Source organism: Streptomyces sp. NPDC054840, assembly GCF_053611065.1.
In genome coordinates, this window is the sequence record NZ_JBSGZP010000676.1 from 1 (window position 1) to 3,912 (window position 3,912).

General features: G+C 70.6%; 3 protein-coding genes and 1 pseudogene. 1 reads left to right on the top strand and 3 read right to left on the bottom strand.

Translation table 11 applies throughout. The features are described from left to right. Positions 1-59: 59 nt before the first annotated feature. From ACWGIU_RS32045 to ACWGIU_RS32055, 3 genes are all read right to left on the bottom strand, one after another. Positions 60-704 (bottom strand): hypothetical protein, encoded by a 645-nt coding sequence (locus tag ACWGIU_RS32045; RefSeq protein WP_453711617.1) that lies wholly within the window; start codon positions 702-704, stop codon positions 60-62. A gap of 59 nt (positions 705-763) precedes the next feature. Continuing rightward, positions 764-1,474, bottom strand: a complete 711-nt coding sequence (locus tag ACWGIU_RS32050) for a ribonuclease HII (RefSeq protein WP_453711618.1) — start codon at positions 1,472-1,474, stop codon at positions 764-766. Between the two features lie 115 nt (positions 1,475-1,589). Further along, complete coding sequence (locus ACWGIU_RS32055) at positions 1,590-2,192, bottom strand: TetR/AcrR family transcriptional regulator (protein WP_453711619.1); 603 nt, start codon at positions 2,190-2,192, stop codon at positions 1,590-1,592. A 140-nt stretch (positions 2,193-2,332) separates the two neighbouring features. Between ACWGIU_RS32055 and ACWGIU_RS32060 the strand changes: the two are divergent. Beyond that, a pseudogene (locus ACWGIU_RS32060) lies at positions 2,333-3,885 on the top strand (MFS transporter). The last annotated feature ends 27 nt before the right edge of the window (positions 3,886-3,912 follow it).

Below are 3,912 nucleotides of genomic sequence, written 5' to 3' on the forward strand. Positions count from 1 at the left end.
CTTCAGCGGGGCCGGCCCAAGGCCCGCCCCGCCCCTCGCCCGTGCCGGGGTACAGGGCGTCAGACGCCCGCACCCAGAACGGAGTTGATCTGCTGCGGGTCACCGCACACGACCAGCAGCGCACCCGCCCGGGTGAGCGCGACCGGCAGGGCGCCCGCGATGGCGTCGACCGCTCCGCCGTTGGCCGCGAAGACCACGACGGGACGGCCGGCGGCGCGCTGGACCTGCGCCGCGTCCGCGTAGAAGACGTCGTCCCCGGCATCGTGCAGGGCCCAGTACGCGGCCTCGCCGAAGGACAGCTCGTGAGCGGCCCACGGGTGCGGGTCGCCACTGGTGAGCACCAGGATGTCGCCGGGCGCGCGCCCGGTGTCGAGCAGCAGGTCGACAGCCTCTTCGGCCGCGTCCAGCGCGCCCTCGGCGGAGGCCGGGATCAGCTGGATCTGCGGCACCGCCGCGGATACGGACGGTGCGGTGGGGGCAGCGGCAGGGGCTGCGGGAACGGGTCCGGGGGTGGCCTGCGGCGCACGCTGCGCGGGCGGTGCGGGCCTGGCGGGACCGGGGCGGCCGGGCCGCGGTACGGCGGCGGGACGCGGACCAGGTACAGGGCGGGGGGTCTGCGCGGTGCGGCTCGCGGCCGACGTGACGCGGGGACCCTGGGCACTCTCGTGAATCTGAGGCTCCTCGATGGCGGGGGTGAGAGGCATGAGTTGACATCTTTCAAACACCGGTACGAAACGTACCGGTCGGTGGCACAGACGTGCGATCAAAAATCGAAGCCGAGTTGGCCTCCGTTTTCCAGCTCCATCGACTCCTCGCTGCGGCGCACCTTCTTGAGGTGGCGCCACCGGGGCAGTGCGTCGAGGTACGACCACGAGAGCCGGTGGTACGGGGTGGGCCCCAACTCCTCCAGCGCGGCCCGGTGCACGGGCGAGGGGTACCCGGCGTTGGCGGCGAAGGCGAAGTCCTCGATTCCACCGCCCGGTTCCCCGAGTTCGGCCATCATGCGGTCGCGGCGGACCTTGGCGATGACCGAGGCCGCGGCGACGGCGACGCAGGACTGGTCACCCTTGATCACCGTACGAACCCGCCAGGGCGCACCGAGGTAGTCGTGCTTACCGTCGAGTATCACCGCGTCGGGCCGCACCGGCAGCGCCCCGAGCGCGCGCTCGGCGGCCAGTTGGAGGGCTGCCGTCATCCCGAGTTCGTCGATCTCCTCGGGCGAGGAGTGCCCGAGGGCGTACGCGGTAACCCACCCCTCCAGGACATCGAGCAGGGCGTCGCGCCGCTTGGGGGTGAGCAGTTTGGAGTCGGTGAGCCCGGCGGGGGGCCGGCGCAGGCCGGTGATCGCCGCACACACGGTGACGGGTCCGGCCCAGGCCCCTCGTCCGACTTCGTCGACCCCGGCGATGACCTTGGCGCCGATGGTTGCACGGAGGGAGCGTTCGACGGTGTGGGTGGGTGCTTCGTACGGCATGGCGCCAGCAAGGTTACGCCGCCCCGAGCCCACTGCACACCCCCACCCCGTTCCCACCCGGCCGGGATCGGACACGAACCCCGCTCCGCGCGCCCCGCGCCGCCCCCGCCGCGTCTCACGCCCTGAGCAGCGGCACCATCACCTCGTCGATCAGCGCCGCGATGTCCGCATCCACCCATTCGCTTCCGCACACCTTGGCGCGGTACATCAACATCGCCGGAATGACGTCCACGACGAATGGACCGGTCGCGTCCGGACGCACGTCACCCCTCCCAATTCCCCGCTTCACAAGCTCCCTGATCAGACGCTGGGCCGGCTCGTGCAGACCGGACCAGATGACCCCGCGAAACCTATCCGCGTGCATGTGATCGCATTCGTGAAGCACCGACCGCAGGGCCTGCCCGGCGCGCGAGTGCATGACGTCCCGCGTGCTCACACACAGCAGATAGAGGTCCTCGCGGATCGAACCGGAGTCGGGAATGTCACCGATCCGTGGCAGCCCGCTCCGCAGCGCCTCGGCCACGAGGTCCACCTTCGACGGCCAGCGACGGTAGAGCGCGGCCTTGCCGGTGTGCGCGCCGGACGCGACACCCTCCATGGTGAGGGCGTTCCAGCCGACCGTGCTCAGCTGCTCCAACGCGGCGTCGAGAATCGCCCGTTCGAGCTCAGGACCCCGCCTTCGCCCCGCCGATGCCGCCGACCAGCGCGAACCCACCATCTCCCCGCCTCCGACCCGTTGCGCGTACGACGCACACATTTTCAGCCTTAGTGAACGCTTGCGTTCACTACGGCGCGGCTCCTACCGTGGACCCGCAGTGAACGAATGCGTTCACTATTTCACTTTGGGGGGGATCCTCAGTGACAAGCTCTCAACTCGCCACACCCCGGATACCGGGCGCGGCACGCCGGGAGGGGCGTCCCGGAGTGGCGCTCGCCGTCATCGCCGCCTGCCAGCTCATGGTCGTCCTCGACGCGACGATCGTGAACATCGCGCTCCCGCACATCCAGAGCGCCCTCGACTTCAGCACCACCGACCTCTCGTGGGTGCTCAGCGCCTACACCCTCACCTTCGGCGGCATGCTGCTGCTCGGCGGCCGGGCGGGCGACATCCTGGGCCGGCGCCGCGTATTCCTGGCCGGAATCCTGCTCTTCACACTGGCCTCCCTCCTCGGCGGCTTCGCCCAGGAGCCCTGGCAGCTGCTCGCGGCCCGTGCCCTGCAGGGTGTCGGCGGCGCGATCGCCTCGCCGACCTCGCTCGCCCTGATCACCACGACCTTCCCCGAAGGACCTGAGCGGAACCGGGCGTTCGGGGTGTTCGCCGCCGTCTCCGCGGGCGGCGGGCGATCGGTCTACTGGCCGGCGGAATGCTGACCGAGTGGCTCGACTGGCGCTGGGTCCTCTTCGTCAACGTACCGATCGGCGTACTGATCGCGGTCCTCACCCCGCTCTACATCACCGAGTCCGAGCGCCACCCCGGCCGCTTCGACATCGCCGGCGCCCTCACCTCCACCGGCGGCATGGCCTCGCTCGTGTACGGGTTCATCAGCGCCGCCGAGCAGGGCTGGCGCGACGCGATCACCCTCGGCTCGTTCGCCGCGGCCCTGGTCCTGCTGGCGCTCTTCGTCGTCATCGAGTCGCAGGCCCACGAGCCGATCATCCCGCTGCGCATGTTCGCCGACCGCAACCGCACCGGCACCTACGTGATCATGCTCGGCCTCGCCGCCGCGATGTTCGGCATTTTCTTCTTCATCGTCCAGTTCGTGCAGAACGTGCTGGGCTTCTCCCCGATCCGGTCCGGCCTCGGCTTCCTGCCGGTGACGGTCGCCATCATCACCGCCGCCGGCCTCTCGCAGCGCTTCCTGCCGCGCTTCGGACCCAAGCCCTTCATGGTCGTCGGGTCGGCGCTCACCGGAACCGGGCTGGCCTGGCTGACCTTCATCCGAACCGACAGCTCCTACGTTTCCGGCGTGCTCGGGCCAATGTTGCTGTTCGGCTTCGGCATGGGCCTCAACTTCGTGACCCTCACCCTCACCGCCGTCTCCGGCGTGGCCCCGAAGGAGGCGGGAGCGGCCTCCGGGCTGCTCAACGCCAGCCAGCAGGTCGGCGGCTCGCTCGGCCTGTCCATCCTGGTCACCGTCTTCGGCACGGCCGGTCGCGACGAGGCGACGAAGCAGGTCCCGGCCTTCATGGCGCAGGCGGACCCGGAGCAGATCGCCACCTTCAAGGAGACGGGTCTCCTGCCCGACCCCTGGGGTGACCTGGTTCTCGCCCACGGCATCTCCGCCGCGTTCTACGCAGCCGTCGCCATGGCAGGGCTGGCCCTGGCCACCTCACTGCTGGTGATCCGGGTGCGCAGGAGCGACCTGGAGGCGCTGGCCGGAGCTGCCGCGAAGGCCGGTCCGGCCGCCTGAGCGAGCTGTTGCGTACGAAGCCGGGGC

Coding starts and splice junctions, on each gene's coding strand:
- ACWGIU_RS32055 (WP_453711619.1), bottom strand. CDS start 2,192: ATGGTGGGTTCGCGCTGGTCGGCGGCATCGGCGGGGCGAAGGCGGGGT.
- ACWGIU_RS32045 (WP_453711617.1), bottom strand. CDS start 704: ATGCCTCTCACCCCCGCCATCGAGGAGCCTCAGATTCACGAGAGTGCC.
- ACWGIU_RS32050 (WP_453711618.1), bottom strand. CDS start 1,474: ATGCCGTACGAAGCACCCACCCACACCGTCGAACGCTCCCTCCGTGCA.